This window comes from Bradyrhizobium altum (assembly GCF_020889705.1).
Taxonomy (GTDB): domain Bacteria; phylum Pseudomonadota; class Alphaproteobacteria; order Rhizobiales; family Xanthobacteraceae; genus Bradyrhizobium; species Bradyrhizobium altum.
In genome coordinates this window covers 13,776-35,308 of sequence record NZ_JACMYP010000063.1, presented here as the reverse complement: position 1 = coordinate 35,308, position 21,533 = coordinate 13,776, and the positions used below count along the sequence as shown (strand labels likewise).

The 21,533-nt window shown below is 62.2% G+C and carries 25 protein-coding genes and 4 pseudogenes; 15 read left to right on the top strand and 14 right to left on the bottom strand.

Annotated elements, in window-relative coordinates; genetic code table 11:
- Window positions 1–233: general stress protein (locus H8B02_RS17690; RefSeq protein ID WP_312000993.1), on the bottom strand; the 233-nt coding region annotated here is incomplete at its 3' end.
- Window positions 234–270: 37 nt separating this feature from the next.
- Window positions 271–591 (bottom strand): hypothetical protein, encoded by a 321-nt coding sequence (locus tag H8B02_RS17685; protein ID WP_229167401.1) that lies wholly within the window; start codon window positions 589–591, stop codon window positions 271–273.
- Window positions 592–847: 256 nt separating this feature from the next.
- Here H8B02_RS17685 and H8B02_RS17680 point away from each other — a divergent pair, with 256 nt between their 5' ends.
- Entirely contained in the window at window positions 848–1,099 is a 252-nt protein-coding gene (locus H8B02_RS17680; RefSeq protein ID WP_229167400.1) for a cupin domain-containing protein, read from the top strand.
- 319 nt (window positions 1,100–1,418) lie between these two features.
- Here the strand turns inward: H8B02_RS17680 and H8B02_RS17675 are convergent, their stop codons facing one another.
- The 5 genes and pseudogenes from H8B02_RS17675 to H8B02_RS17655 form a co-directional block, all read right to left on the bottom strand.
- The gene (locus tag H8B02_RS17675) at window positions 1,419–2,003 is read right to left on the bottom strand and encodes a cell envelope biogenesis protein TolA (RefSeq protein WP_229167399.1); all 585 of its coding nucleotides are present in this window, start codon (window positions 2,001–2,003) and stop codon (window positions 1,419–1,421) included.
- Window positions 2,004–2,012: 9 nt separating this feature from the next.
- The gene (locus H8B02_RS17670) at window positions 2,013–2,339 is read right to left on the bottom strand and encodes a hypothetical protein (RefSeq protein WP_229167398.1); all 327 of its coding nucleotides are present in this window, start codon (window positions 2,337–2,339) and stop codon (window positions 2,013–2,015) included.
- Entirely contained in the window at window positions 2,336–3,274 is a 939-nt protein-coding gene (ku, locus tag H8B02_RS17665) for a non-homologous end joining protein Ku (RefSeq protein ID WP_229167397.1), read from the bottom strand. The genes H8B02_RS17670 and ku overlap by 4 nt, the downstream gene beginning before the upstream one ends.
- Window positions 3,275–3,729: 455 nt before the next feature.
- On the bottom strand, window positions 3,730–3,903 hold the full coding sequence (locus tag H8B02_RS17660; RefSeq protein ID WP_229167396.1) for a response regulator: 174 nt from the start codon (window positions 3,901–3,903) through the stop codon (window positions 3,730–3,732).
- Between the two features lie 106 nt (window positions 3,904–4,009).
- Window positions 4,010–4,138: pseudogene (locus tag H8B02_RS17655) on the bottom strand (PRC-barrel domain-containing protein); the annotation flags it as partial.
- A gap of 144 nt (window positions 4,139–4,282) precedes the next feature.
- Here H8B02_RS17655 and H8B02_RS17650 point away from each other — a divergent pair.
- Window positions 4,283–4,515 (top strand): annotated as a pseudogene (locus H8B02_RS17650) (SOS response-associated peptidase family protein); the annotation flags it as partial.
- Between the two features lie 35 nt (window positions 4,516–4,550).
- Here H8B02_RS17650 and H8B02_RS17645 read toward each other — a convergent pair.
- From H8B02_RS17645 to H8B02_RS17630, 4 genes are all read right to left on the bottom strand, one after another.
- Window positions 4,551–4,964 (bottom strand): nuclear transport factor 2 family protein, encoded by a 414-nt coding sequence (locus H8B02_RS17645; RefSeq protein WP_229167395.1) that lies wholly within the window; start codon window positions 4,962–4,964, stop codon window positions 4,551–4,553.
- Between the two features lie 49 nt (window positions 4,965–5,013).
- The gene (locus tag H8B02_RS17640) at window positions 5,014–5,607 is read right to left on the bottom strand and encodes a malonic semialdehyde reductase (RefSeq protein ID WP_229167394.1); all 594 of its coding nucleotides are present in this window, start codon (window positions 5,605–5,607) and stop codon (window positions 5,014–5,016) included.
- Window positions 5,608–5,673: 66 nt separating this feature from the next.
- Window positions 5,674–6,312 carry a class I SAM-dependent methyltransferase gene (locus H8B02_RS17635; protein WP_229167393.1) on the bottom strand — a complete coding sequence of 213 codons (639 nt, stop codon included), beginning with the start codon at window positions 6,310–6,312 and terminating at the stop codon, window positions 5,674–5,676.
- A gap of 30 nt (window positions 6,313–6,342) precedes the next feature.
- Window positions 6,343–7,077 (bottom strand): SDR family NAD(P)-dependent oxidoreductase, encoded by a 735-nt coding sequence (locus H8B02_RS17630; RefSeq protein ID WP_229167392.1) that lies wholly within the window; start codon window positions 7,075–7,077, stop codon window positions 6,343–6,345.
- 278 nt (window positions 7,078–7,355) lie between these two features.
- Between H8B02_RS17630 and H8B02_RS17625 the strand changes: the two are divergent.
- The 8 genes and pseudogenes from H8B02_RS17625 (at window position 7,356) to H8B02_RS17595 (ending at window position 12,049) form a co-directional block, all read left to right on the top strand.
- A pseudogene (locus H8B02_RS17625) lies at window positions 7,356–8,177 on the top strand (LysR family transcriptional regulator).
- Window positions 8,178–8,395: 218 nt separating this feature from the next.
- Window positions 8,396–8,626, top strand: a pseudogene (locus tag H8B02_RS17620) (hypothetical protein); the annotation flags it as partial.
- A 36-nt stretch (window positions 8,627–8,662) separates the two neighbouring features.
- A complete protein-coding gene (locus H8B02_RS17615; RefSeq protein ID WP_312000994.1) occupies window positions 8,663–9,886 on the top strand; it encodes a histidine kinase dimerization/phospho-acceptor domain-containing protein in 1,224 nt (407 codons plus the stop codon).
- Window positions 9,814–9,972 (top strand): sensor histidine kinase, encoded by a 159-nt coding sequence (locus H8B02_RS48540; RefSeq protein ID WP_312000992.1) that lies wholly within the window; start codon window positions 9,814–9,816, stop codon window positions 9,970–9,972. Before H8B02_RS17615 ends, H8B02_RS48540 begins: the two co-directional genes overlap by 73 nt.
- Window positions 9,973–10,073: 101 nt before the next feature.
- Window positions 10,074–10,445: a response regulator gene (locus tag H8B02_RS17610; RefSeq protein ID WP_229167391.1), complete on the top strand. Its 372-nt coding sequence runs from the start codon at window positions 10,074–10,076 to the stop codon at window positions 10,443–10,445.
- Between the two features lie 170 nt (window positions 10,446–10,615).
- Window positions 10,616–11,077 carry a small heat shock protein HspD gene (hspD, locus tag H8B02_RS17605; RefSeq protein WP_229167404.1) on the top strand — a complete coding sequence of 154 codons (462 nt, stop codon included), beginning with the start codon at window positions 10,616–10,618 and terminating at the stop codon, window positions 11,075–11,077.
- A 73-nt stretch (window positions 11,078–11,150) separates the two neighbouring features.
- Window positions 11,151–11,474, top strand: a complete 324-nt coding sequence (locus H8B02_RS17600) for a hypothetical protein (RefSeq protein ID WP_229167390.1) — start codon at window positions 11,151–11,153, stop codon at window positions 11,472–11,474.
- Between the two features lie 338 nt (window positions 11,475–11,812).
- The gene (locus H8B02_RS17595) at window positions 11,813–12,049 is read left to right on the top strand and encodes a hypothetical protein (RefSeq protein WP_229167389.1); all 237 of its coding nucleotides are present in this window, start codon (window positions 11,813–11,815) and stop codon (window positions 12,047–12,049) included.
- Window positions 12,050–12,406: 357 nt separating this feature from the next.
- Here H8B02_RS17595 and H8B02_RS17590 read toward each other — a convergent pair whose 3' ends face one another.
- Complete coding sequence (locus tag H8B02_RS17590) at window positions 12,407–12,739, bottom strand: hypothetical protein (RefSeq protein WP_229167406.1); 333 nt, start codon at window positions 12,737–12,739, stop codon at window positions 12,407–12,409.
- Between the two features lie 309 nt (window positions 12,740–13,048).
- On the opposite strand from H8B02_RS17590, the gene H8B02_RS17585 reads away from it, so the two are divergent.
- Window positions 13,049–13,270 carry a hypothetical protein gene (locus H8B02_RS17585; RefSeq protein ID WP_229167388.1) on the top strand — a complete coding sequence of 74 codons (222 nt, stop codon included), beginning with the start codon at window positions 13,049–13,051 and terminating at the stop codon, window positions 13,268–13,270.
- Between the two features lie 983 nt (window positions 13,271–14,253).
- Here H8B02_RS17585 and H8B02_RS17580 read toward each other — a convergent pair.
- Window positions 14,254–14,427 carry a hypothetical protein gene (locus H8B02_RS17580; RefSeq protein ID WP_229167387.1) on the bottom strand — a complete coding sequence of 58 codons (174 nt, stop codon included), beginning with the start codon at window positions 14,425–14,427 and terminating at the stop codon, window positions 14,254–14,256.
- Between the two features lie 893 nt (window positions 14,428–15,320).
- Here H8B02_RS17580 and H8B02_RS17575 point away from each other — a divergent pair.
- Window positions 15,321–17,240, top strand: coding sequence for a potassium transporter Kup (locus H8B02_RS17575; RefSeq protein WP_229167386.1), 1,920 nt, complete (start codon window positions 15,321–15,323; stop codon window positions 17,238–17,240).
- 408 nt (window positions 17,241–17,648) lie between these two features.
- Here H8B02_RS17575 and H8B02_RS17570 read toward each other — a convergent pair whose 3' ends face one another.
- Window positions 17,649–18,053, bottom strand: coding sequence for a DNA-directed RNA polymerase subunit alpha C-terminal domain-containing protein (locus H8B02_RS17570; RefSeq protein ID WP_229167385.1), 405 nt, complete (start codon window positions 18,051–18,053; stop codon window positions 17,649–17,651).
- A gap of 418 nt (window positions 18,054–18,471) precedes the next feature.
- Between H8B02_RS17570 and H8B02_RS17565 the strand changes: the two genes are divergently transcribed.
- From H8B02_RS17565 to H8B02_RS17555, 3 genes are all read left to right on the top strand, one after another.
- Window positions 18,472–19,335: a hypothetical protein gene (locus H8B02_RS17565; protein ID WP_229167384.1), complete on the top strand. Its 864-nt coding sequence runs from the start codon at window positions 18,472–18,474 to the stop codon at window positions 19,333–19,335.
- 181 nt (window positions 19,336–19,516) lie between these two features.
- Window positions 19,517–19,954, top strand: a complete 438-nt coding sequence (locus H8B02_RS17560; RefSeq protein WP_229167383.1) for a DUF2231 domain-containing protein — start codon at window positions 19,517–19,519, stop codon at window positions 19,952–19,954.
- Entirely contained in the window at window positions 19,951–21,273 is a 1,323-nt protein-coding gene (locus H8B02_RS17555; protein WP_229167382.1) for a PQQ-dependent sugar dehydrogenase, read from the top strand. The genes H8B02_RS17560 and H8B02_RS17555 overlap by 4 nt, the downstream gene beginning before the upstream one ends.
- Window positions 21,274–21,533: the final 260 nt, after the last annotated feature.

Below are 21,533 nucleotides of genomic sequence, written 5' to 3'. Positions count from 1 at the left end.
CCGGCTGCGCCGCCGAGGCCCGCGCCGACGCCCGCTCCCGTAGCCGCGCCTTCGGCACGATCGTCGACCCCGTCGCGATCGCGATCGACCTTCTTGTCGGCGCTGTACCAACTGTCGGAATTGTTGGCGACGATGCTCAAGTCCGAGTGCGGCACGCCCGCCGCCTCCAGGCTCGTCACCGCGCGTTGCGCGTCGGAATAGTTGTCGTAGAGGCGTGAAATCGTAACGGTCATATCGAATCCTTCTCTGTGTTTGCCGCTGCGCGCTCGGTCACTTGGCCGCGTTCACGTTGCCTTGGAAGTCCAGGCTGACGTCGGTCGACGCGCCGCCCTTGCTGGCCTTCCCGCGCCACACTCCGTTGCCGTCCTTCTTCAGGGACGTGACGTTGGTGTAGCCGGCTTCCTCAATCTTCGATTTGGCTTGGCCCTCGGTGAAGCTGTTGGCGCCTGATACGGGCTTGTTCGAATTTTTCTGGCCGGAGCTGTTAACCGCGTTGTTGTTGGGTCGATCGGTAGCCGGCGGGTTTTGCGCAAACGACGGACCGGCCAGAAGCGAAGCAGCCGTCAGCAAAAGCAAAAGTTTCTTATTCATGTCGTCCTCCAGTAGTGGCCCGGCACAACATGCTTCTGGCGACGATGTTCCTATTTTTCTCGAATTCGGTTATTAAGAAGCGTTCCCCCGCGCGGCCGGAAAGAGACGTTTCCAGGCGAGCGATTCTTCCGCCGCTTTCGCTGAACGCTTCGAAACGTGGTCCGTGACGCCGTGGGCAGGGCTTCCTCCGTTGATCGAAGCGGGTGCGGCGAATACGATGGTTCTAGCTGCGCGACGGATGAGGGTGAGGAGCACCATGGCAACACCGAAAGTTCTCGGCCCGGCTGACGGCCATCTCGCAGTTCTTGGAGGGACCAGCGCCCGCTTCCTCGTTGAAGGGGAAGATGCCGGCAAACGTTTTGCGCTCGTCGAGCATCCGATGCAGCCGCGCGCCTTGGCGGCTCCCATGCACCGGCATCATCGCGAGGACGAATACAGCTTCGTCCTCGAAGGCAGCATCGGGGCGCTGCTCGGAGATTCCGTGGTGATCGGCAAGCCGGGGACCTGATCTTCAAGCCGCGCGAACAATGGCGTACCTTTTGGAACGCAGGCGACGCTCCCGCCCGGGTATTGGAAATCATATCCCCCGCGGGCTTCGAAAATTACTTTCGCGAGCTGGGGGCGGAGCTGGCGGGCGGCCCTTCCGATCCGCAGCGGCTTGCGGCGCTTTGCGCGAGCTACGCGCTCGACATGGACATGAGCAGCGTTCCAAGCCTCATGCAGCGGTTCGGGGTTCGCTTTCCAGGAAGCCCGCTCCCAAGGCCGCACTGAACTCTTGCGTTGTTCGAAATGAGCGAGGCTTCCCTTATCTCTCAGATCGCGCCCGCTCAACGTCCGTCCTGATTTTTCTCGCTCTCCCAGCGCGTGTCCTCGGCCTCGATTCGCTTCTCGACGTCGCGCCGCTCGGCATCGAGGATCTCGGACCGTTCTTCGTGGCGGCGCTGTGCGGCGTCCAGCGCCTCCTGCGCTTTCGCGATCAGCTTCTCTCGCCTGGCCCCGGCCTTCTCCCGCGCCGCCTCTTCCTTCCGGCGCTCGGAATCCCGCCGGTTCTGCTCGCGCTCGAACTCCGCCGCTGCCCTGCGTGCGTCCTCGACGCTAATCTTGTGGGCCGGTCGCCCCTTTGGCTCGGCACGGCGGCTCCTCTTCGGACCTCCCGCTTCCCCGTCCAGATCGGGCAGTTCGGCATGCTCGGCGAACTGCCCGATCGATCCGGCCGGCCGCTTCAGCACGACGCCCGGCTTCGCCCTCGTCACGGCCACGACGTCCGGATCATCGATCTCCTTGGCGAAGCCCTGATGGAAGAGGTTGCTGCCCGCGCCCCACGCCTCGAGCGCCGCTTTCATCGACGGCGCCGCGATCGCGAGATCGTAGAAGCCGAGCGAGGTCTGGTAGGTCTTCAGTTTTCGCGGCATGTCCGGAGCTCAACTGCGGGACGGCGAGAGCTTGGCGTACAACGCGGCGTAGGGCGTGTTTTTCGCCATGTGACGATTGAAATCCGCAGCACCATCCGTCCACCAGACCGGTCCCCGCTCACCCAGCGCTCGCTTGGCTTCGTCCACGGCGCGATGCGCAGCGGCTTCGGCATCCTGGTCCTTGTCGGCCTTCGCATCCCGGACCGCGCGCCTGGCCGTCATAAGCCGCTTGACCAACCTCGAACGTTCGTCCTCTTCCAGTTCCGGATTGGCCATCCTCCAAAGGCGACCGCGGACGACGAAGTAGCGTCCATCCGGCGTCACCGGGTGCTTCACGCGGACTTCCGCTGCGACCTCGCAGGCTTCTTCGCCGCTGTCTGCTTGGCGGCCGCCTTCTTGCCTGCGATCGGCATCAGCATTTCCTTCTGACCAGCTGCCGCCTTCTTGGCCTTCTTGGGCGGCTTCTTCTGGGCCATGGTTTCGGCCGATGCACCACCTACGCTTTTGCGCAACGCGTCCATCAGATCAACGACGTTCTCTCCACGCGGGCGCTCCTTCGGCGTTATCGGCTTGCCGACGCGCTTCTGGTTGATGAGCTCCACCAAGGCGCTTTCGTACTGGTCCTCGAACTTCTCGGGCTCGAAGCTGCCGGCCTTCTGCTCGACGATATGCCGGGCGAGGTCGAGCATGTCCTTGGTCACTTTGACGTCCTGGATTTCGTCGAAATACTCCTTGGGATCGCGCACTTCGTAGGGATAGCGCAGCAGCGTACCCATCAGGCCCTTGTCCAGGGGCTCGAGCGCGATGATGTGCTCGCGGTTGGTCAGCACCAGGCGACCGATGGCGACCTTGTCCATCTCGTGGATGGTCTCGCGGATCACCGCGAAGGCGTCGTGCCCGATCTTGCCGTCCGGACGGAGGCAGTAGGGGCGGATCAGGTACCGGGGGGCGATCTCGCTGCGGTCGACGAACTCGTCGATCTCGATCGTCCGGGTCGACTCCAGCGCGACGTTCTCGAGCTCTTCCTTGGTCACCTCGATGAAGGTGTCGGTATCGACTTTGTAACCCTTGACGATGTCCTCGTTGGCGACCTCATCGCCGGTGTCGGCGTCGACCTTCAGGTATTTGATCCGGTGCCCGGTCGCCCGGTTGAGTTGATTGAACGAGATCCTCTCGCTCTCCGATGTCGCGGGGTAGAGCGCGACGGGACAGGTGACGAGTGAAAGTCGCAAAAAGCCCTTCCAGTTCGCTAGGTGCCATGGTGAACGCAACGCTCCGGGTATGGGACTTCGGACTAAAGACGAACGGGGGGCGGGCGGTTCCGACTCACCATCCCCTCGTCCCCGAGATTCATCTGTCGCCGGCTGCTGCGCGACCGGAAACTCGTCTGGCCCCCTTGACTCGGTACTGGCCGAAATAGGCCACTCGCAAAATCAAAACAGGCCACTCGATAGGAACGATTCAATGTCGGGAAAATTAGGCAATTGGCGAGGGCGTCAATCCTGCCCACACAAAGTCCGCCTTCGCACTCAGTCCCAGCGCCGCCTTCCCCGGGGCGCTGGGACTTATTTTTTGGCGGGGCTCTATCGCCAGATCAAATTAAGCCACCGCAGGAACGGTCACGGGCTCAGAAAATTAGACAACCCCGTGAGTGAGCCGCCCTGCCAAGCCCGGTTCATTCATCAAAAGTCCCAGCGCCACCCTCCGGCGGCGCTGGGATTTATTCTTATGGAAGCGGGAAGGTTAGGCCGCGAAATTCAAAACAGGTTAAGACCCTAGCTTTCTGAGATTCCGTAAGAAAGCCGCAGGCCTCAAAACCGCCATCCGACAAGGCATCCTCGACGAAGCTGGCGATCAGAGCTTCATCCTCCACGGCCAGAACACGCAAGGCATCACTCACTTTCAGGACTCCTCGCTCGAGCCGGGTGCGGCGGTAGGTTGGCCCGTGGTCGGCAGAAGAGCGAGCTTCGCCGTCGGGCAGCCAGGCGCCAAAGTGTCGTGCCGCCTCAAGCCACCGGCACACCGTAATAGGCATTCACCGAGCGCGTTGTCGCCGGGTCGCTCCAATTCCAACTGCCTTCGTCGGCGTATTTGGGGGCGCCGGGGAGCTGGTCCTGGGTGATGCCGGTGACGTAGAGAGAAGTACCGGCTGACTTTCCCGTAGCCGCGCGCGCGAGCCAGGTCCTCGACCTGCGCAGATGGGCACGCCCCGCAAGACGCTGCTCAAAGACGCCGAGGAAGCGGCGGACGGCGGACTTAGTCCTCCTGCCTCGGCGTGGGTCAAGGAAGGCGAGCCCACCAACGACATCTTCGCTTTCCTGACCACGGAGCCAAACGCCGAGGTCGGCGCCATCCATCCCAAGGCGATGCCCATGATCCTGACGCCGGAGAGATCGAGACCTGGATGACCGCGCCGGCGCAAGAGGCGCTCAAGCTGCAGCGACCGCTTCCGGACGGGGCGCTGCGGGTCGTCGCCCGCGGCGTGAAGGAAGATCCCGCGCCGGCGACGTAGCGTCCCACACCGGCTGGGGTACAGACCGGACGAGCTTAAGTCCGGGGAGCGTCTGTCTCGGAGGCTCGCGCCAGCGCTTGCGTGTCGATGTACTCCCGGATTTGCGCGAGCTTTCCTTCCCGAACGGTCATGGCGAAGACCCAATGATCCTCGAACGGCTTCTTCGTAGCTACGACCGTCCCCATGGCGAAGCCGATGACGATAACGCGGTCTTTCTGCGCCACGAATTCCGGCGGCTTCGGGTAGGAAATCTGGGTCGTTTCGGAAGCCTTCTTGAGCAAGCTCGTCAGTCCCGCGTGCCCGCGGTGTGTGCCTGCCAGCGCCCAGTCCTTGCCCGGAATGATCCACTCGATGTCTTCGGCGGACAGCGCCAGCAGCGCTTGAAGTTCGCCGCGGCTCAACGCGGCAAGAAAATCCTTCACGGTCTGAACATTCTCTTCGATGCTCATGGAGATCTCCATTTTCGATTCATCCGATCGCCGGCGCCAAGCAGGCCGCCTACGCGAGGCGGCCTGCTTCCTCGAAACTAAGGCGGGCGTTGCGTGGGAATACGGAGGCCGGATCGCCGTGGCCGATGCTGCAGATGAAGTTCGAGCGGATCCGCGAGCCCGCGAAGAACGACTCGTTTACGCCGGCGTTGTCGAAGCCGGACATGGGGCCGCAGTCCAGGCCCAACGCCCGCGCGGCGATGATGAGGTAGGCGCCCTGCAGCGTCCCGTTCCGCATTGCCGTGGACTCCGCCACGCCCGGCAACGCGAAATACTGCTGCATCATCTCGGCGCTGTGAGGCATGAGCTTCGGGAGCTCGCCGGCGAAATCCAGATCGTGGCCGACGATGACGGTGACGAGAGCCTTCAAAACCTTCGGCCTGTTCGGCTCCATGGCGAGAGCGGCGAGCTTGGCCTTGCCCTCGGCGCTACGCACCCAGACGAAACGCGCGGGGCTGCCGTTCGCGGACGTCGGCCCCCACTTCATGAGATCGTAGATCTCGCGCAGTTTCGCGTCATCGACGGGACGATCGGTCCAGTCGTTGAAGGTGCGGGCGGAACGGAAGATCTGGTCGAGCGAGTGGTTCGGAAACGCGGCGGTCATGGAAGGTCTTTCTCGTCGGGTGGTTGTGGGGGGCATGTGCGGTCCCGGCTTATCGATCGCCGTCGCTCACGCTTTGGGCTTCACGAATCGGTAGGCGAAGCGATCGGTCTCGCCCTTGATCGAGGGGTCGAACACCTTGATTGAGTGCGTATCGCCCTTGTTCGCGAGCATGGTGCTTTTCTCGTCCAGCACGAAGCCGGCCGCTTCCACCTCCGCGCGGGCGGAGGCCGGGTCGATCCGGTGCAGCGATCGGGTGTCGCCCGTACCCGTCCCCGCGGCGGCGGCGTGGTCGACGATGACGTAGGAGCCGCCGGGCTTGAGAAGCTCATAAACGGCCCGATTGAAGCCGGCCGCCGTCGCACCCTTGGCCTGGATCAGGTCGGTGTGGAGATCGTGGTAGAACAGGTGCAGCCACAAGACGTCCGCCGGCCCGGCGATGCCATGGAACGTCACGAGATCCGCGGAAACCGCCTCCACGTTCTCTCGGCCCGGCTCCTTCGCCAGCGTCTGCATCCGCCCGACCGGATCGTTCTTGAAATGGGCGACTTCCGCCGGCACGAAGCTGTAGACGCGTCCTTCGGGCCCCACGATGTCGGAGAAGAGGCGGGTCCAATCGCCATCGCCCGGGTAGACATCGATGACGGTGGAGCCCGCACCGACACGCGAGAAACGGATCAACTCGGATTGTTTCGATGAGGGGTACATAGGTGACCTCCGATGTAATGCGGCGCGAAATCAGATGGCCGAGAAGCCGCCGTCCACGGATAACTCCAGCCCGTTCACGAAACTCGAATCGTCCGAAGCCAGAAACAGCGCGGCCGCCGCGATCTCCTCGGGACGACCCATCGTTCCGCGCGGGATCAGCGACTCGAACATTCGCTTCGCTTCCTCGGTGAGAACCTGGTCCTGCATCGGTGTGGCGATCGGCCCCGGATGCAGCACGTTCACCCGAATATTCCTGGCCTTCAGTTCGTTGAGCCACCCGCGTGCGAAGGCGTGCAACGCCGCCTTGCTCGCCGCATACACGCTGTAGCCGGGGAAGCCTTTCAGCGAAGCGACCGATCCAGTCATGAAGATTGATGCGCCATCGCTCAACAGCGGCAGAGCCTTTTGCACGGTGAACAGAGTTCCGCGCGTGTTCAGCCCGAACGTCGCATCGAAATGCTTCTCGGTGATCTCGCCCAGCGGGACGGCTTCGCCGATGCCGGCGCTCGCATACAGGACGTCGATCTTACCCTTTTCCCGTTTGACCGTGTCGAACAGGCGGTCGAGGTCGTCGAGATTGGCCGCGTCGCCGCGCACACCGGTCACGTTCCGGCCGATCAACCTGACGGCTTCGTCGAGCGCCTCCTGCCTCCGGCCCGTAATGAAAACGTAGGCGCCTTCTTCGACGAACACCTTGGCGCTCGCCAGCGCCATCCCGCTCGATCCGCCCGTGATGACTGCGACCTTATTGTCCAACTTTCCCATGACATCTTCCTAGGTTCTGCTTTTGATGGTTCGGGGACGTCCCCGCGTTCTCGTCGAAATAAGCCCGGCTGCGTCCGGCTTTGAGTGCGCAAACGCGCACATCGCTGGTGCGAAATCGAACCGGATAGGAGGCCCGTGGCTCCGGCCGGGACTCCCGGCATCCGGCCGTCTGGAATTGGGCTTTTTTGCCGTGAAAGCCAGAGAAATCGCCCAATTTCTGTTGTTCGGTGTGCTACATAGTGTTTCTGAATGGGCACGAACCGGTGCCGGATTGCACCATGATCGACGGGGATGACGTTCGCTATTTCCTCGCCGTTGCGAGCGGAGGCTCGGTGAGGGCGGCCGCCGAACGCGTAGGCGTGAACCATGCGAAAGTGCTGCGGCGCGTCGCCCAATTGGAGGAACGGCTCGGCGCGCACTTGTTCGAGAAGCTACCTTCGGGCTACCGCCTGACGGGAGCGTACGCGGGCTTCTGCGGGTGACGTTGGCGCCGCCTCTCGCGACGCATCTGCTCATGCCGGACTTCGCCGAGTTCGCACGTCTGCATCCGGACATCGAAATGGACATCTTGGCATCGGGTGAGTTGGTCAACCTGACCAACTGGGAGGCCGATGTCGCTATCCGCGTCGTCTACGACCGCAGGACCCTGCCGCTCAACCTTCATGGTTGAAAGGGCCGGAAGTGTTCGGAGGCGTCTACATGTCCCCGAGCGACGCGCCGCATCGCGCTCAGGCGCGCCCGATCCCGCGCGTTGGATCGTCATCAGCACGCATGGCATTCCGGACTGTGCCAGCGAAGGCGAGGTCCGCACCGCACGGGTTCCGTTTAGGGTAACCGACGCCGAGGCTCAGATCGCCGCCGTACGGCAAGGACTAGGAATCACGACGCCGCCCTGCTTCGTCGGAGATGCAGACCCTCTGCTGGCGAGAGTGCCGGGCAGCGACCTGCACATGTACGGCACGCTTTGGCTTCTCACGAAGGGCGAGACCCGCAAGACGAAGCGCGTGCGGCTCTTCACCGAGTTCCTAACCGACAGGCTCTCCACATACGCTCCGCTTGTTGCGGGCCTGACCAAGACGAGTCCCCGGACGAAGCTGTGAAGGTGCGGCGGCCGCTGCGGATAGTCGCCGCGGATAGTGGAAGATCAGACAGTTGACCTAGCGATCTTTTGCACAGACCCTGCGGAAAAGGGGACAAGATTCAGTCCTGCCGATTGCGAATCCCTGACCCGTGCTAACCGCCCGGAACGACCGGGTGGGCGGAAGGGTTCGTCCAGGCAGGAGCAATCTCGATGCTGATGAAGGAACGATGACCGGCGATCCGGCCACTGCAGGGCTGGGCGATCGGCGTGCTGCAGGAGGCGGGCGCCGTCCACGAATGCGAGGAGAACGGCTGGGCGAAGGACCGCGCCGACCCGCACGCCCGTGACCGAGCGTTTGACGCGGCCAAACCGGACCCGCCGCGCGGCATCTCCGCCGACCAGGCCGTCGAGGAGGTCGGCGACGTTCTGGATTCCATCGGCGACAAATGTCCAGAGTGTCCGCCCGACCGACGGCAATCAACTGGCCTCCTCGCATTCGGAGAGATGTCGCGAAGGCGCGTCGATGGTCCGGACGCCCTGGGTGGAGCCCAAGACTGCGCGATCTCAAGCGGATCGGCTGACTGGTATCTGCTCCACTATGAGCCTAGGCTGAAGAGCCACAGGTGCAGTCTTTATGAAAGCGAGTGCGGGGGTGACATGACCGGCAAGGAACACCAGCCCACCGCACATCTGAGGCTGGCGGATTTCATCCGGCAAAACGAGTCCGCTATCATCAACGAATGGACCGAATTCGCCCGGACCAGGACGCCCGCGAGCGACGGAATGTCGCGGCTGGCGCTCCAGGATCATATCGTCGACATCCTTAAGTTCGTGGCCAACGACCTGGAGTCCGAGCAAAGCCCGTCCGAGCAGATGGACAAGTCGCGGGGCCTGGCCGACAGGGACGGACCGTTTCGCAGGAGCGCGGCCGAGATCCACGCGGCGCTTCGTCTAGCCGATGGCTTCGACATCGATCAGATGGTTTCGGAATATCGGGCGCTGCGGGCCAGCGTCGTCAAGCAATGGGCAGCCCATCAACAAAACCTCGCCGGCACGGACCTCGATGACCTCACCCGGTTCAACGAGGCGATCGACCAGGCTGTCGCGGAGTCCGTGGCCCATTACACCAAGACCATCAACAATTCCCGGAATCTGTTCCTGGGTATCCTCGGTCACGACCTGCGGAATCCCATCGGGGCGGCGTCGATGGCAGCCCAATGGATGAAGCGCGCGGGCCCCACCGATCCGAAGCACCCGAAGATGGTGTCCGAACTGGTCAGTACGACGGACCGGGCCACCCGGATCCTTGATGATCTGTTCGATCTCACCCGCGCGTCTTTCGGAACCGATCTTCCTGTCAAGAAAGCCCAAACCGACATGCTTTCGCTGTGCCAGTCGATTGCCAACGAACTGCGTGGCATTCACGAGAAGCAGACGATCGAGGTCACGCACCACGGGGATCCCACCGGGATGTGGGACGCCGCGAGGATGGGGCAGGTGATGTCCAATTTGATCGGGAACGCGATCCAGTACAGTGACGCATCCGGTCCCGTCACGGTCGCGATCACGGGGACCGATCCGGCGACACTCCGCGTGAGCGTTCACAATCCCGGCCCGCCCATTCCCGCGGAAGCCCAGAAGACCATTTTTCAATCGTGGATGCGTGGCCAATCCAGGATACGGGCGAGCACTCCCATCTCGGCCTGGGGCTCTACATCGCGAAGCTGATCGTCGAGGCCCATGGTGGGGAGATCGCCGTCAAATCCGAGGAACCAACCGGCACGACGTTTACGGTTCGGCTGCCACGCAAGTAGGGTTGCGAATTCCAGCCAACCCATGATTGCGGGTTTGTAAGGCCCCCTTTTCGGAACGAATCCTTCCCGCTTCGCTTTGGACTTCGGAGGTTCGTACCGAAATGCCGAAGGTGAAGCCCGTCATCCTGATCGTCGAAGACGAATTTCTGCTACGCATGGATTCCGTCGAGGTTTTGGAGAATGGGGGTTTCGAAGTCGTCCCGGCGGCCAATGCCGACGAAGCCATCGCAATCCTGTCGGCCCGATCCGACATCCACCTCGTTTTCACCGATATCCAGATGCCAGGTTCGATGGACGGGTTGAAGCTTGCCCGGTTCGTCCGTGACCGCTGGCCGCCGATCAAGATAGTCGCGACGTCGGGCCATGTGCGAGCCGCGAGAGATGAATTGCCGGCAGGGAGCGTGTTCCTGCCGAAACCCTATCTTGGCGCGGAGCTCATCGCCACGCTGCGGGACTTGATCGGCATCGCCTGAGGCTCGATCGAATTTTTCATTCCCCCTCTTGAAACCAAAACCGGTTTTGCTAATTTTTTCCGCGTCACCTTCGGGTGGCGTCCGAGGTGCCCTCCGGGGCCTCGGACCTGAGACGGGCACCGGTCGTGTCCGGTGCCTCATACCCATCTTGCTCTTTGGAGGATTTGGCTATGCGCACTTATGACTTCTCGCCCCTGTTCCGGTCGACGATCGGCTTCGACCGTCTGTTCGACCTCGCCGAGACGGCTCAGCGGGCCACCGACGAAGGTTATCCCCCCTACAACATCGAGCGGCTCGGCGAAGACCGTTACCAGATCACGCTGGCGGTGGCCGGTTTCTCGCCGGATGAAATCTCGATCACGGCCGAGCAGAACGTCGTCACGATCGAAGGCGGCAAGACAGAGAAGACGGAGCGCGAATTCCTCTACAGGGGGATCTCAACCCGTCATTTCAAGCGTCAGTTCAACCTGGCGGACTACGTCCAGGTGAAGGGCGCGGCCTTCGACAACGGCTTGCTCAAGATCGAGCTGGTGCGGGAAATCCCGGAAGCCATGAAGCCGCGGCGCATCGCGATCAACGGCGCAACGCCGTCTTCCGGCAACGTGCACCAGATCGAGGCCAAAGCGGCCTAATTCTCATCCACTTGCTCCATGCCGCGCGTCGCCGACGCGCGGCCCCGGCTTCGTCTATAGAATGGAGGAGATCATGCGGCCGACGACCGCTTTCGACGACAACGTCATCGACATCAACGCGCTCCTGCATCCCGGGACCGTGTTCGAACATCCGAGGGACGTGCTGGCGGACCCTTCGCTGTTGACCTCAGAGAAGCGCGCAATTCTGGCGTCATGGGCGTCCGACGCATCGGCCATCGCTTCGTGCCCCTCGTTGCGGGCACCGGCCGGATTGAAAGCACCGGTCACGATCGACGAGATCCTCGAGGCCCTGTGCGATCTGGACGGCGGCCCCCGCAATCCGCCCGGCGGCAAACCGTGCCGTCTCCGGTCGACCTCGCGGGCCCTGGCAGCTTGAGGAGGGCGGGCCATGGCTCACATCCGATTGCCTCGGCATGTATTGAACAGGTTCGAGCACAGATGGGTAGCAAGATTCGCGCAGCCCCCTCGGGCTCGACCCCCTTCGGCTTGGATCGATGACCCGCTCAGATCTCCGCAGGTTTGGCGGTTGCTCGAAGGATCTCTGAGGCCCCCGCAGCGGGATATAGAAATCGCCAGTTGAGACCTACGGAGAGGAGTGGCGCGGGCAACATTCTGTTTCGCGGCAGCCCAGGCGTGTCGGGCGCGCCTTCCTCTCCGTGACAACCCCACCACCGCTGTCGTGCCGCACCTTCGCGGTGATAAAATCAGCCGCCGATGCTGGTGTCAAAAGTGTCGCCACGTTCGATCGAAGCCATGGATGATTACAGAGATCTCGTCGCCGCCGCTTTTGGACTGGCTTGTGCCGGTGTCATGCTGGTCGCCGGCGAACTCTATCTCGAGCACCGTGCCATGCACGCGGAAGTTCGGCAGGTTCAGCCATCGGTCGAGAAAGCCCAGGGTTCGCGGGTCGCATCGAGCGGAAAGGACGCGAAAAGCGATGCGCCGAGTTGACGAACCATAATCCGCGGGACCGCCTCGCCGCGCTTGCCGCATGTCAACGGCGCTGGGGCCAAGCTTCCTCCGTTGATCGGACCGGATGCGGCGAATACGATGGTTCTGGTTGCGCAACGGCTATGAGGGTGAGGTGGCCGTCAGCCGGGCCGGAGAACTCTCGGTGTTGCCATGGTGCTCCTCACCTCGCAATTCTTTGAGGGACCAGCGCCCGCTTCCTCGTCGAAGGGGAAGATGCCGGCAAACGTTTTGCGCTCGTCGAGCACCCCGATGCAGCCGCGCGCCTTGGCGGCTCCCATGCACCGGCATCATCGCGAGGACGAATACAGCTTCGTCCTCGAAGGCAGTATAGGAGCGCTACTCGCGGAACTGGCGGCCGGCTCTCCTGATCCGCAGCAGCGTTCGAAATGGTCGCGTTCTGCTTGTTGGCCTCGTGATGACCGACAACACAACCCGCAGCCGCACCGAGCTTGCCTTGGCCTGCCAATGGCCGGCGACGCCGCCGACGATCGCGCCCTTGATGCCCCCCTTCGCCTCCCGCCCCGGAGGTCGAAGCGTGACCGTTGTAATGGCCGAGAGCAGGGCGGTCAGTTGCGGGCGGCTCACAGGCCAGATCGGGCGATCGGCCAGTGCCGGCCGGCGCTCCCGATAGCGCGTCGGCCAGCAGTTGCAATTCTGGTCGCACACCATTCGCACATCGACGATCGGATGTGATTGATGGTCGAGCCGCCGGCCGCGACTAGTGCGACCTGAACGGCTCCGAGGAGCAAATGATCATATACGACGGCATCCTTGCCGTTCTTGCCTGGAGGTCCGGGAGGGCCTGGCTGACCCTGCTGGCCCGGCGCTCCAGCCGCGCCGATGTCGCCTTTGTCGGGCTTGGCTGGGAGGCATTCGCAGTCCGAGCTTAGCGTCTAATGCTACTCCAGCGGGGGTGGAAAGCAGCGTCAGGGAACTGTGAGGTCCCGTGTCTCGTTAGGTCATTTTGGAGCTCTGGTCATGACACCGGACGAAAGGGTTGGAGCCGCCGCCATCGAGCGCACCATGGCGGTTTTTGAGCAGATGAAGGACCTGGATCATTGCGATCAGGTCCAAGCTCGCAAAGCGGTTACGGACCACTTCGGTCAGATCGCGGCTGGAGAGCTGGACGAAAAGAGATCGGTGGTTTCGGGCTTGACACACTTAAAGACGATCGAGCGCAACGTCGGTCTCACTCGATGAAGATAAAAGCGCATGCAGAAGGTCACATAGTGGAGCTGGAAGACGGCTCGCGATGGCGAATTTTTCCCGGCGATCTCGATATCACCGTCCTATGGAAGCCGGAGACCGATCTCACAGTATTGAAACTGAGCGATGGCCCCCCTTCGCACGCGCTCGTTAGCGAAGATGGCCCGGTTCGGGTAATACCTGCGGATCAAAAGTGGCCTGTGGAAGAGGTAAAGGACAGGCTCGCTAAGGGGTAAGGGCAGCATTGGCTGCTGAGACCGAACGAACAGCTCTCAAGCGACGACTTGGTCAATTCCGGAGGGCTAGGGAGCCCGCTTCCTTCACCCGCCGAGCCGCAAGCTCCGGTAGGCGGCGGCCTGCTCGATCTGGGCTTTGAACGCCGGATCGTCCTCATCGGCCGCAAGCCTTTACAGGTTGACGGCCCGGTCAGGCTCAACCGCTTCATCGCGGTCGCCAGGTCCAGGTCTTCGGTCATGTCTAAGTTCGTTGCGGCCGCCAGTCAGAAGGCTCAATGGTGAGGCGGTAGCTTATCTCGGTGGATCCGTCGAATACCTCGAGGGATCGGTCGCAGATCCGACACTTGTACTGCCCGGGCTCGCCCTTCCGGGACTCGAGCTCGATCCGGCAGTAGCCGGCGCCACAGTCAGGGCAGGTAACGTCGCCTTTCCTCATACCCGGACACCCGGAAATAAGCTTGCCGGCCGTCGCGATGTTTTTGCGCGAGATCAATTCGATCCCGAGGCGGTCGTTCCTGCTGCGCGCATAGTTGGATTGTAGTTCCGCGATCGCTCATCGTCAGCGAAGTCGGTTACCAGCCTTGGGATGGGTTTCCAGTCCCTCGGTCCCCCTGCCAACCCGCAGCGCTGCCCGGGAGCGCCTTTTCGGTTCCGAAGCGCAACGGCACCTGGGACGTGAGCGAGGGGCGTAGAACATCCGACTGCCGTCGACCAGCGCCCTCGGCGCCGCAGGTCGCGAAGTCACCGTCGGCCGCGTAGCATCCGCCATTTGCTGGCGACGCCAAACAACACGATCCGCAGCCCGACAACGATCAAGGTGATCTGCAGCCAGTTGAACCCGCCGATCTCTCGAAAGACGAATTCAATGCGAGGTCCCCAAGGCGGAGGAATGTTGTCGCCGAAACTTTCGAGCACGCTGTATCCTGGATGCCGGTCAACAATTCAGGCTTTTCGTAGAACGCGGCGACGATGAGCCCCCAAGAAAGGAGGACCGTCAAGGCGCGAAAGGATTGCACCCTCAAATGGTGCCGGATGCCGGTGTAACGATCGTTGCGTGGTGGCGGCAGCATGGTTCGACCTTGCCCGGGCCCGGAAGCAGACCCTCCAAGCGGCCGGACTGAAACTCATCGGGACGCTTACCTAGACTGTGTCGACGATCGAAGACATCGCCGGCAACACGATCATGCCGACCACTTGTCCTCTTCGCGTCTCGCCTCGTCGTCATTGAGGCGCTCGGCTACGTCCTCCGCGACAGCCGGGTCGTCTGCTTCCGCAATGGGACCACCATCCTGTCTCTTGACTTTCTCACCTTCCGCGTGGACCGGAAAATCATCGGGTTGAGAGGTTTCTTGGCTGTTGACATGGCTTTTCCTCCTCGCTTGCGACCTGACTCAGCTGTCCTTGGTTTTCGTTCGTGACGTCCCAATAGGCCGGCGTTCGCGTGCGAGTATCACGCAGACTTTTGCGCCACCACCGACGAATGCACGGGAGACGACGCCATCGCCCGCCCCGGCGAGGCTGAAGTCGGTGTCCGGTTTCCAGTACAGGGTGAGACGCAAGTCGGCGAGAACGGATTCGCCACCTGGAACGATCCTCGAGCTCCACGATGGGACTTTCCGAATGGGAGCGGATCCTCATCTCACGCCGCGTCCAGGTCGCAGTTGGGCACCACAGGCGCCAGTTGCGGCCAAAACGCTGGCCAGACCGAGGCCCCGCTCGCTATCGTCATGCGCGCCAAGAAATGAGAACGACAAGACACCCTGATTGGCAACCGCATGCTCTGATTTCCCTCCGGGAGCTTTGATCCCATGCCCTACGCATCGACCGCGGCGCTCTCCGCGGGAACCACTTTCACCGGACAGCCTCATAGGCGTACAGAGCCTTCCCCAAGCCGCGCGACGACCCTGCTCGCGCTCGGCATCGTCTATGGCGATCTGGGCACCAGTCCGCTCTACACGCTGCAGACGATCGTGCATCTGATGGGCCGCGCGTTCGACGCCGAGGCCGCGCTTGGATCACTGTCACTGGTGTTCTGGTCTCTGATCGTCACGATCTCGATCAAATACAGCCTACTTGTCATGCGCGCCGACAATCACGGTGAAGGCGGCATATTGGCGCTGATGGCCATGACGGGCGCGCGCTGGTCCGGGCGAGGCCGTTGGTTGCTGATCGCGGGCCTCTTCGGCGCCGCCCTCATTTACGGCGACGGGATCATCACGCCCGCGATCTCCGTGCTCAGCGCCGTCGAAGGCCTGAATGTGGCCACGGCGATTTTCAAGCCCTATACGATGCCGATTGCCGTTGTGATCCTGCTCGGCCTGTTTGCTTTGCAAAATCGGGGTACGGCCTCGGTCGGCAAGGCCTTCGGACCAATCATGCTGCTGTGGTTCATCAGTATCGGAGGGCTGGGTGTATTTGGCGTTTTTAACCACCCCGAAGTGCTGGCCGCACTTAATCCGGTCTATGGGATTCATCTCCTGACGACGCATGGCTTTCTCGGCTTCGCCGTGCTCGGTGGCGTGTTTCTGGCTCTGACGGGCGGCGAAGCGCTCTACGCGGACATGGGCCATGTCGGTCGCGCTCCGATCCGCATCGCCTGGTACTGCATCGTGCTGCCCACGCTAATTCTCAGTTATGCGGGGCAGGTGGCCACCTTCATTGCGTCGCCAGACCTCGACTCCAACCCGTTCTTTAAACTGGCTCCGTCCGTGGCGCTCTACCCTCTGGTGGCGCTTGCCACCCTGGCCACCATCATCGCCAGCCAGGCCATCATCACCGGCTCCTTCTCGATGACGCGTCAGGCGATGCAGCTCGGCTGGTTTCCGGGCGTCCGCATTCGGCAGACATCGGCCGACGAATACGGTCAGATCTACGTTCCGTTCGTGAACTGGACGATGATGGTGATGACCATCGTTCTCACGGTCGCATTCGGAACGTCGGATCGGCTTGCTGGCGCTTACGGAACGGCGGTATCGACCACGATGGTTCTCACCACTATCCTGCTGTTCGAAGTGATGCGCAGGCGATGGCACTGGCCGCTATGGCAATCGGTCGCGATCGCGGTCGTCTTGCTCAGCGTCGATCTCAATTTCTTTGCCGCCAACCTCTTGAAGCTGTTCGAGGGCGGCTGGATCCCGCTCACCTTCGGCCTCCTGGTGTTCATTGTCATGATCACCTGGCATTCCGGTATCACCACCCTGCACAGGCGCAATGCCATCCATTCCGAAACCCCCGGCGCCTTTCTGGCCCGCTTGACCGCGGAAGACATAGACCGCGTGCCGGGCACGGGCATATTCCTGACGCGGCTCGGCAAGGGAATGCCGCCCATCATCGTGAACTACGTCAGGCAAACGCGTTCGCTATTCGAGACGGTCGTTGCACTCTCGGTGAGCTTTGAGAGCATCCCGCGCGTTCGGCCAGCCGATCGTATCAAATGCGAGAAGCTGAGCGAAGGCCTCTGGCACATGACCGTGCATTTTGGCTTCGTGGAAATCCCGGATCTGCCTTCAGCGATAAGCGCGGCGAGACGTGAAGGGCTTCCGGCCTGGGATCGTCCTACCTTCTATATCGAGCGCTACGATGCGGTGAGCCGCCCGAAGCGGCCCTGGCTGACTCGGTGGCGCGTCGCTCTCTTTGCTTTCATGTCCAGAAACTCGGCGCATGCGGTGGACCGCTTCAGGATTCCCAGCAAAGAGCTGGTTGAGATCGGCCGTCGCATCGAGCTGTGACTGTCTCCCGACGGCTCAAGGTACGCCCGGGCCAGCGCGTTTGTAGGCCATGTGCTCATTAAGGGGCTCGCCGGGTGATGTCCCATCAGCCCCTAGTGACCCTCCTTGTGAAAAGCACGAGTCATGGAATTCTCCATTTCCTATGGGGATACAGAAGGTGCGCTTCGTCGAAGGCGCGGACAGATCCCAACTGACGCACTTGCCGGAATGCCTGGAGAATTGCCGAGCAAAGGGGAGGCCGTGGTGGCGGCCGTCAAGTGGCCGCGGAACGTCTGGGGCCTCCGGTTATTCAGGGACGGCTGACGCGCCGGGCGCAAACAACAACTTGAGCAAGAGCTCCTCCTCGAGACCCCTAGGGCAGCAGCTTTCGTGCCTCCGACCGGCAGCTTCTCAACGCGGAGGATGACGTTAGCGAGGCCGGACTCCATCCGACGACGGCAGGCCTAGCGTGGCGCGCAAGTCGGACACCGATTTCTTGCCTAGGTCCTGCAAGGTGAGAAGGGTCGCGTCAGAAGCTTCCCGGACCTCACCGACCGTGCTGAAGCCAGCAGCCTTGAGAGCATTTTGTATGCGTGTTGACAGACGGACATCCGCAAGAGGGGTGTCGTCCGGCAGCTCGGGAGTGGGCACAACAACTGTATGCCTCCCTGCCTCACGGGCGAGCCGTTCCTGCTTGAGCCGTTCCCGGTTCACATCGAGCGCTTGTTGCTCCTCAGCGTACTCCGACAGGCGCGGCTTGGGCTGTGCGAAGGCTTCCTCAGCAGCACGTTGAGCTGGACTGCTTGGTTTAGAGACTTGGCTGTCGCTTGTCATGCCATGCTATCCAACACACTGAAGTCTTCATTAGAGTTGCGCTGAGGGCATAACCAAGAGCGAGTTTTCGAGTTCCAACCCGCGGATTGCCGTTAGCAGACGCGATCATTTAGCCCTCTTCGCGCGCTTCGCCAACCGCACCCAGGCCTCCACCGTTCTCCGGGATGAACTCGCCGCCGGATTTGTCCAAGGCGCAAGCGTATGGAGTCTGTCTGGTCGCTAAGATGCTCGCGGCCACCTAACCCGGTGGCGTCGAATGCGAGAACGGCTTGAACCACGTCAAGGTGCGTTCTTAACCTTCGAACTCGGCGTGGGCTCAACTCGATCGACATGCTCGCTACCAAGGCAGTTTCATTCGAGGAACTTACCGACGACCTGCGCATTTCTTGGGCAGAACGGACACAAACTGGAGATCGCGATGGCTGAAGGATTGGGACGTACCCCGACCGAAGATGTCGAGCCGACGGTAGCCGGTGTTTCTTGGGCGGCGGTGCTGGCGGGCGCGGCGGCGTCCCTGGCCTTGACCCTCCTTCTGCTGTCCTTCGGCGTCGGCATGGGCTTTGCGGTCGTGTCGCCTTGGGGCAATTCCGGCGTTTCGGCTACGACGTTCAAGATCGGCACGGGGCTGTACTTCATCGTGATGGCAATGCTGTCCTCCTCGATCGGCGGCTATCTCGCAGGCCGTCTCCGGACGAAGTGGGTCGGCGTCCACACGACCGAGGTCCAGTTTAGGGACACGGCCCACGGCTTCCTGGCCTGGGCGGTCGCGTCCGTACTCGGAGCGGTGCTGTTGGCCTCGCCCGCCAGCACGCTTCTTGGCAACGCCCTCGGCGGCGCCACCCAAGGCGCGGCAAGCGCAGCGAACTCCGGGCCTATGGCGGGTTACGTCGACACGCTGCTGCGCCCCAACGATCCGTCCGCACAGGCACAAGGACAATCCGATCCGCGGCCAGAGATGGTGCGTCTGCTGACAAGCGACTTTCGTGCTGGACGTGATGTGAACGCGAACGACAAGGGCTACATCGCCAAGGTCGTGGCTGCGCGTACGGGTCTCAGCCAGGCTGATGCCGAGAAGCGGGTCAATGATGTCGTTACTCAGGCCAAGGCCGACCTCGATGCCGCTCGCAAGGCCGCGATGCAAACGGCCATCTGGTTGACGCTGTCACTGTTCATCGGAGCATTCTCCGCGGCCCTCGCCGCCATGGAAGGCGGCGGACTTCGGGACGGGACATGGGGAAAGAAACACTACGCGACCGCTCAATCATCACTGGCAAGAAACTGAGGAGATGCAACCATGCCCATTCTGCTTTGGCTCGTCGGAATTCCGATCCCGCTTATCATCCTGATCATGCTTCTGCGCTGAACGGGATTCGCCACGCGGTCTTCAGCCGCGTGGCGACCGCCTATTCCGAGGAGCGGCCGCACGTCGCTCGGCGCGAACCGTCAATCCTTTCGGAGGGTACATGGCAAGACCGGCGCCCGAAGCCCGTCCGAGATCACTGCTGCACCCAAACTTCATCGGCGCCGGGGCAACCCTGCTGATCGCCGGGCTGGCCACCGACATCATGTACTGGGACACATCGAATTGGCAGTGGGCCAACTCGTCAGCGTGGCTGATTACGGCTGGCCTCGTTCCGGCTCTCATCGCCACGATCGCCCTGATCATCGATTTACTGACGGGCCGTGCGGGACGCATCAATTGGATCTCCTTCTTACTCGTCGCGGCGGCCGCTCTTCTCTCTCTTCTGAACGTTTTCGTCCATAGCCGCGACGCCTGGACCTCGGTCGTGCCGCAGGGGATCTCGCTCTCCGTGATCGTGACGATTCTGCTGCTTATGGCCGCCGTCCGCGGTTGGACGGTGACCGCGGTTCGTATCTTCGCGACCGGAGACAGACCGTGACTCATTCATTGCTCGGAGCCTTGCCGGCCCTTTGCGCCTTGGTCGCGCTGACCGCCTGCGGCGATCAGGGCGGAGATCCCATGCGGCAATACGGGGCAGATCCCTATCTCCCTGAGCCTCAAAACTACCTGTTGCCGCCCATGAGCGTTCCCCAGGAGGTGGGCTGGAAACCTGGGGAGACGCCGACCGTCACCGGTGGATTGAAAATTCAGGCGATGGCAACAGGGCTGTTGCATCCCCGCATCGTCTATCCTCTGCCGAACGGTGATATCCTCGTCGTCGAAGGTAACAGTCCCGGCACCACACCTTTCCGGCCCAAGGACTTCATCACAGGCAAAGTGAAGGCAAGAGCCGGGACTGCCGGCAAGGGCGGCAATCGCATCACCCTGCTTCGCGATGCCGACGGCGACGGAAAGCCGGAGGAGCAAACGATCCTCGTCGACCACCTTCACTCACCTTACGGCGTGACTTACGTGGACGGCACCCTCTACGTCGCCAACACGGACGCGATCATGGCGTTCAAATACTCCCTGGGGCAGACTCAGATCAAGGAGCCAGGTATTAAGCTTGCTGACCTTCCGGCGGGACCGATAGACCACCACTGGACCAAATCGATGGTCGCCAGCGCGGATGGATCCAAGCTCTATGTCGGCGTCGGATCCAACAGCAACATTACCGAAAACGGCCTCGACGTCGAAGAAGGCCGGGCGGCGATCTACGAGGTCGACCGCCTGACGGGTGCCAAGCGCATTTATGCCTCGGGCACGCGTAACCCAACCAATCTTGCAATCGATCCGGAGACGGGCCGGCTGTTCGCCGTCGTGAACGAGCGGGACGAGATTGGTCCCGACCTGGTCCCGGACTACCTTACCATGGTGCAGGAGGGCGCCTTCTATGGCTGGCCTTACAGCTACTGGGGCGAGCACGTTGATGTAAGAGTCCATCCGCAGAGGCCCGACATGGTGGCCAAAGCGGTCAAGCCCGACTACGGCCTGAGTTCGCATGTGGCAGCGCTTGGCCTTGCGTTCAGCCAAGGCGAGAAGCTCTCCCCCGAATTCAGCAACGGCATCTTTGTCGGTGAGCACGGCAGCTGGGACCGTAGCCCGGTCAACGGCTATCAGGTCATTTTTGTGCCGTTGGTGAACGGCCGACCTGAAGGCAAACCCGTCCCGGTCGTTACCGGATTTCTGGGCGACGACCACGGAACGGTGCGAGGGCGGCCCGTGGGAGTAGGGCTTGACCGCACAGGCGCACTGCTGGTCGCCGACGATACCGGCAACGCGGTGTGGCGCATCAGTTCGGAGAAGTCGGCGCAGTAGCCAGCGAAGTCTCTCATGCAGCGCGATCCGCGCGGCGACGCTCAATGCTATTGCGCGACGTCTCCCCCAAGCGGGGATAGGGTTTCGGCAAGCGGCAGCGCGCGATTCTCCCGAGGGCTGCGCGTTGACATCCTTAAAATCATGACGCTCTATTCCCGAAATATGAGTGTGTCGGCGGCTACGACCATCTTTCGCCATGTCCTCTCGGCCTGCGCCTTCGGGGCGGCGGCGGACGCGAATCCCGTGCGATTTCGCTTCGT